Origin of the sequence: Micromonospora sp. WMMD736, from assembly GCF_049179015.1 — a bacterium.
In the GTDB taxonomy this organism is placed as follows: Bacteria; Actinomycetota; Actinomycetes; order Mycobacteriales; family Micromonosporaceae; genus Micromonospora.
Genome location: NZ_JBMHMI010000168.1, coordinates 1 through 5534 on the forward strand (window position 1 = coordinate 1; position 5534 = coordinate 5534).

Annotated in this window: 5 protein-coding genes; 4 read left to right on the forward strand and 1 reads right to left on the reverse strand. The window is 67.5% G+C overall.

Annotated elements, in window-relative coordinates; all coding sequences use genetic code 11:
• On the reverse strand, nucleotides 1-1703 hold a 1703-nt coding region (locus ACN269_RS35160), incomplete at its 3' end, for a molybdopterin-containing oxidoreductase family protein (protein WP_421477725.1).
• 450 nt (nucleotides 1704-2153) lie between these two features.
• Between ACN269_RS35160 and ACN269_RS35165 the strand changes: the two genes are divergently transcribed.
• Genes ACN269_RS35165 through ACN269_RS35180 form a run of 4 tightly spaced genes read left to right on the forward strand, consistent with a single transcriptional unit; the run spans nucleotide 2154 to nucleotide 5467 of the window.
• A complete protein-coding gene (locus ACN269_RS35165) occupies nucleotides 2154-3293 on the forward strand; it encodes a cytochrome P450 (RefSeq protein ID WP_421477727.1) in 1140 nt (379 codons plus the stop codon).
• Entirely contained in the window at nucleotides 3290-4120 is an 831-nt protein-coding gene (locus ACN269_RS35170) for a TauD/TfdA dioxygenase family protein (protein WP_421477729.1), read from the forward strand. Before ACN269_RS35165 ends, ACN269_RS35170 begins: the two co-directional genes overlap by 4 nt.
• Nucleotides 4018-4869, forward strand: coding sequence for an SDR family oxidoreductase (locus ACN269_RS35175; RefSeq protein ID WP_421477733.1), 852 nt, complete (start codon nucleotides 4018-4020; stop codon nucleotides 4867-4869). The genes ACN269_RS35170 and ACN269_RS35175 overlap by 103 nt, the downstream gene beginning before the upstream one ends.
• Nucleotide 4870: 1 nt before the next feature.
• Complete coding sequence (locus ACN269_RS35180) at nucleotides 4871-5467, forward strand: carboxymuconolactone decarboxylase family protein (RefSeq protein ID WP_421477731.1); 597 nt, start codon at nucleotides 4871-4873, stop codon at nucleotides 5465-5467.
• Nucleotides 5468-5534 lie beyond the last annotated feature (67 nt).

Genomic DNA, 5534 nt, shown 5'->3' on the forward strand with positions numbered 1-5534 from the left:
ACGACCTCATGGACGTCGTAGATCTTGCCGTGCGGATGCCGACGCACCTCGTCGAACGGAATCCGCGACGTGGCGCACATCTGCTCGAAGAGTTCCTCGGTGGTCAACTCGGTCGACTCGTTCATCTGCAGCACCACCGGGGCGGACTCCATGAAGCGTCCGCCCCCGCCGCCGAAGAAGTTCACGAACCACAGCTCCAGGCCCATTCGTTTGGCCAGGCCCAGGAAGAACAGCCACTCCTCAATCAGGTCGGAACCGGGCGGCGGGTCGACGATCCGCGGCGTGTACTGGGCGTAGGGCGCCGGGATTCCGGTGCCGCTGGTGTAGTACTTGATCAGCTCACTGCCCATCGTCATCGCCGGGGTCTCCATCTGCATCATCGGCGCGATGACGTAGTCGGCCAGCCGTGATGTCAGCGACATCTCGGTGTCCAGCGTGACGAGCAGGTCCAGGCTCTCCAGCGCGCGCAGGGTTTTGCGCTGGTCCGGCCAGGCCGTCATCGGATTGCCGCCGATGCAGATCAGCGCCTTCACCTGACCCTCGCCGTCGAGCAGGATCTCGTCGGCCAGCGCGGCGGTCGGCATCCCGCACACCGCATCGGTCAGCCCGCGCACCCGCAGCTGCTCACCGTATCCCCAGCCCTCGTAGGGGGGGTGAGCCTGCGCCTTGGCGGTGTACGCCGGCAGCAACGCGTTGGGCCGGGTCACCGGTTGCCCGGCTCGTTGCCATCGGCCGCAGATCGTGGTCAGGCACAGACACAGGTACTCGAGCAGGCTGCCGTGCACGGCGAAATTTGCACCGGTACCGGCGTTGACCATGCCGGGCCGCTCGCCGTGCGTCGCGAACAGCCTGGTCGCCGCGAGGAACTGCTCCTCCTCGATGTCGGCCCGCTGCGCGACGTAAGACGGCGTGAACGGACCCACCGCGTCGGCGAGCTCGTCGAAGCCGTCGACGTTCTCGGCGAGAAAGTCCCAGTCGCAGAGCTTCTCGGTGATGATCAGGTTGATCATGCCGGCCAGGAGCGTGACGTCCTCGCCTGGACGGGGTTGCAGGTGGATGGCGGCGCGGGCGGCGGTCTCGGTCCGGCGAGGATCGATCACGACGAGTTTCATGCCGCGACGGATCGCGGTCCGCAGCCCCTGTCCGGGGTTCTGGCCCGGGATGCCGATCGCTTTGGACACCAGCGGGTTGGTCCCGACCAGCATCCAGCTGTCGGCGTCGTGGAAGTTGATGTCACCGCCCAGCCAGTGCCCGTGCGCGGCGAGCGCGATCTGCTTGCCCGGCTGGTCGATGGTGTTCGCGGTGAAGAACATCGGCGATTCGATGGCGCGGATGAACGCGTTGCCCATCAGCGCCGACGCCGGATAGGGCAGGCCGTTGGTGCCCAGGTACATCGCCACCGACCGGGGCCCGTGCTCGGCGATGAGTTGCTGCAGCTTCGCGGCGATCTCGTCCATCGCCTGCTCGGCGGCGATCGCGGTGTAGGTGCCGTCGGGCTGTCGCTGCTGGCTGTGCAACAGCCGCTGCGGGTTGTTGTGGATCTCCGGCAGCGCCCGGCCCTTGGCGCAGCTGTAGCCCTTGAACATCGGATTCTGTGGGTCGCCGGTGACCTTCGTCAGTTTGCCGTCGGTGACGGTTGCCAGCACACCACAGTGCGCCGAGCAGATCCGGCAGATGCCGGGCGCCGTCGATGTCGTGGACATGTCCGCGATGCTAAGCGGACGCTCAGCACCATGGTGTGGTTTCGCAGGTCTGAGCGGATCGGGTGGCCACCGCGACAGCCCGGGGTCCGGGGCCTCCATGGCCGTTGGCGGTTCCGCGGCACGATCCCGTGGTTCAGGCGACTGCCTAACAACTTGGGGTCCCGTCGGACGACGCTGCGATACCGCGCAGCGCTCCCTATGCAGCTGCCTTGACCGCGGCCCGTTGTGGTGTTAGGCATATGCCTGAGGAAATTCATTAGGCACTCGCCTGATGAATGCACGCGGACCATGCGCTGACCGCATGGGAAGGGACACCGGGCGATGGCCGAACGCATCAGCGACGCCGACATCTTCACCGACGCGAGCGTGATCGACGATCCGTATCCGTACTTCGATGCGCTGCGTTCGAAGTGTCCGATTCACTCGATCGCCCAACCCGGGGTGCTCGCCGTGACCGGGTACGACGAGGCGGTCGAGATCTACCGCAACGACGCCGCATTCTCGTCGTGCAACGCGATGGGCGGACCATTTCCGCCGTTCCCGGTCGAACCGGGCGCCGACGACATCACCGCGGCGGTGCAGAGCAATCGCGAGCACTGGGTGTTCAACGAGTTCATGGTCACCAAAGACGGTGCGGCACATCAGGATGAGCGGTATCTGCTGCGCCGACTGCTGACGCCCAAGCGGCTCAAGGAAAACGCCGACCAGATGGCCGGCATGGCCGACGCGTGCATCGACGCCTTTGCCGAGGCGGGCCGGTTCGAGGTGGTGCGCGACTACGGCAAGCCGTTCACCACCATGGTCATCGCCGATCTTCTCGGCGTGCCCCACGCCGATCGCGAACACTTCCGCAAGATCTTCACCGGCCAGCACGTGGCCGCTGTCGGCGGTGAGTCGCCGCTGCCGGAGAACCCGCTGGAGTACATGTACGAGACGTTCAGTGGTTACGTCGAGGAGCGCCGGCGCGCACCGCGAGACGACGTCCTGACCGCCCTGGCCACCTCCACCTATCCGGACGGATCACTTCCCGACATCGAAGGGGTCGTGCGGTTGGCGACGTTCCTGTTCGGGGCCGGACAGGACACTTCGGCCAGGTTGATGGGTGCCGGCCTGCGTTTCCTGGCCGAAGACCAGGAGTTGCAGGCGCGGTTGCGCGCCGATCGCAGCCGGATCGGGGACTTCATCGAAGAGGTCCTGCGCCTGGAAAGCCCTACCATGAGCGACTTCCGGATGACCCAGAAGACCAGCCAGGTCGGCGGCGTCGACATTCCGGCCGGCACCACCATCATGCTGCATCCCGGTGCCTCCAACCGGGACCCGCGCAAGTTCCCCGAACCCGCCAAGCTGGAGTTGGATCGCCCGAACCTGCGCGAACACATCGCCTTCGGCCGCGGCGTGCACTCCTGCCCGGGCGGCCCGCTGGCCCGGGCCGAGGGCCGCGTGACCATCGAACGGTTCCTGGATCGCACGTCGAGCCTGACGATCTCGGAGGAACACCACGGCCCGGCCGGCCGGCGCCGCTACCCGTATGACCCGACCTACATCATCCGCGGCCTGACCGAGCTGCACTTGGAGTTCACCCCGTCATGAGCACCAACCGTCCCCTCTCTGATGCGATCGGTATCGAGGTCCGCGGTTACCGCACCGCGGACTTCCGCCGCTCGCGCATCGCCGACGAGTGCCGCGAGCTGCTCGCCCGCCACGGCGTGATCGTCTACCGGCAAGCCCACATCTGCGACCCCGACCTGGTGGCGTTCAGCCGGGCGCTGGGCGAGGTCGTCGTCGCCACCGCCGGTGCCCATCCGGAGTATCCGGAGATCTCACCGGTGACGATGGACCCGTCCAAGAGTGCGCTGGCGGGCTTGCGGCGCAGCACGATCTTCTGGCACACCGACGGACTGATGGACGCGGTGCCGCAGAAGGCCACCCTGCTGACCGCTCGTGAAGTCGCCGACGAGGGCGGAGACACCGAATTCGCCAACACCTACGCCGCCTTCGCGGCCCTTCCCGAAGACCGCCAAGAGCAGCTGCGGGCCCTGCGCGTGGTCCACAGCGTCGCCGCTTCGCAGCTGCTGCTCACCCCGAACCCGACCGACGAACAACGGGCCAAGTGGGACCGCGCCGCTTCGCGGGAACACCCCCTGGTCTGGCGCCGCCGCGACGGCCGCGACTCGCTGCTGATCGGTGCGACCGCCGGTGCTGTCGTCGGCATGGACCACACCGCCGGCCGGGCCCTGCTCGACGAACTGCTCGACTGGTGCACCCAGCCCCAGTTCGTGCTGCATCACCACTGGGAAGTGGGCGACCTGGTGGTGTGGGACAACACCGGCATGCTGCACCGCGCCATCCCGTACGAGCCCACGTCACGGCGCCTGATGCACCGCACCACGCTGGTCGGCGAGGAGGCCATCGCTTGACACCGCGCACCGCGATCGTCACCGGCGCCGCGTCAGGCATCGGGTTGGCCATCGCCGACCGGCTGGCGGCCGACGGGGCCCGGGTGGCCATCTTCGACCGGGACGGCGCCGGCGCCGTATCCGCCGCGGACAAGCTCACCGCCGACGGCGTGCGGGCGATCGGGCTGGCGGTCGATGTGACCGACCGGCGGCGAATCGACGAGGCCGTCGCCGCGGTGGCCGACGACCTCGGCGCACCGGCCATCCTGGTCAACAGCGCCGGCCTGCAAGGTTTCGAGCGCTTCCTGTCGATCACTTCCGACAGTTGGCATCAGATCCTGGCGGTCAACCTGACCGGGACGTTCGACTGTTGCCAGGCCGTGGTGCCGCACATGATCGACGCCGGGTGGGGCCGCATCGTGAACATCTCCTCGTCCAGCGCCCAGACCGGCAATCCGCTGATGACGCATTATTCGGCCGCCAAGGCCGGGGTGGTCGGCTTCACCAAGGCTCTGGCGAAGGAACTGGGGCCCAGAGGCATCACGGTCAACACGATCCCGCCGGGCTTCATCGACACCCCGATGCTGCGTGACGCCGCCCAGCGCGGTTTCTTGGGACCGGGGGTGGCCGCGGCCGAAGCCACCACACCCGTGCGGCGCGTCGGCACACCCGAAGACGTTGCGGCCGCCTGCGCGTTCCTGGTACGAGATGAGGCCGGCTACCTCACCGGACAGGTCTTCGGTGTCAACGGCGGAAGGACCATCACCTGACATGGCGCGCATCGAACCCCTCCGGCCACGCGACTTCCCGCCCCAGATGCGCGAGGCGCTGGCCGCACTGCGTCCGCCCAACCCACGCCATGAACCGCTGCCAACGGCCAACCGCCCGAAGGCACTCGGGGTGCTGGGCACCATGGCCCACCACCCCGTGCTGGCACAGGCGTATTTCACGTTCAACGGCCACCTGCTGCTGACCACCACGCTCAGTGAGCGCCAGCGCGAGCTGATCATCATGCGGGTGGCCGCGGTGCGCAAATGTGGTGGCGAATGGGCTCAGCACTTGTTTGTTGCCCGCGACGTCGGTCTGACCGACGAAGAGATCGGTCGCATCGCCTACGGGCCCGACGCCCCGTTCTGGTCCGAACTGGAGACGGCGCTGCTGCGTGCGGTGGACGAACTCATTGTCGACGGCGCGATCGGCGAACAGAGCTGGCGCACCCTGGCCGCCGAGCTCGACACCCAACAGTTGCTCGACGTCATCTTCACGGTGAGCGGATACGACACTCTGGCACGGCTTTTCGGCTCGGTGCAGATCGGCGTGGAGGATGACATCCCGGGGCTGATGCAACGCTACGGCGAGTTGTTCTGATGCGCATCGGGCTCACCGGCGGCGCGTCCACCATCGACAAGATCGTCCAGCAGGCCCGTGACGCGGA

Excerpts from the sequence above, each read along its gene's own strand:
- ACN269_RS35170 (WP_421477729.1), top strand. The coding sequence starts at position 3,290 with ATGAGCACCAACCGTCCCCTCTCTGATGCGATCGGTATCGAGGTCCGC.
- ACN269_RS35180 (WP_421477731.1), top strand. The coding sequence starts at position 4,871 with ATGGCGCGCATCGAACCCCTCCGGCCACGCGACTTCCCGCCCCAGATG.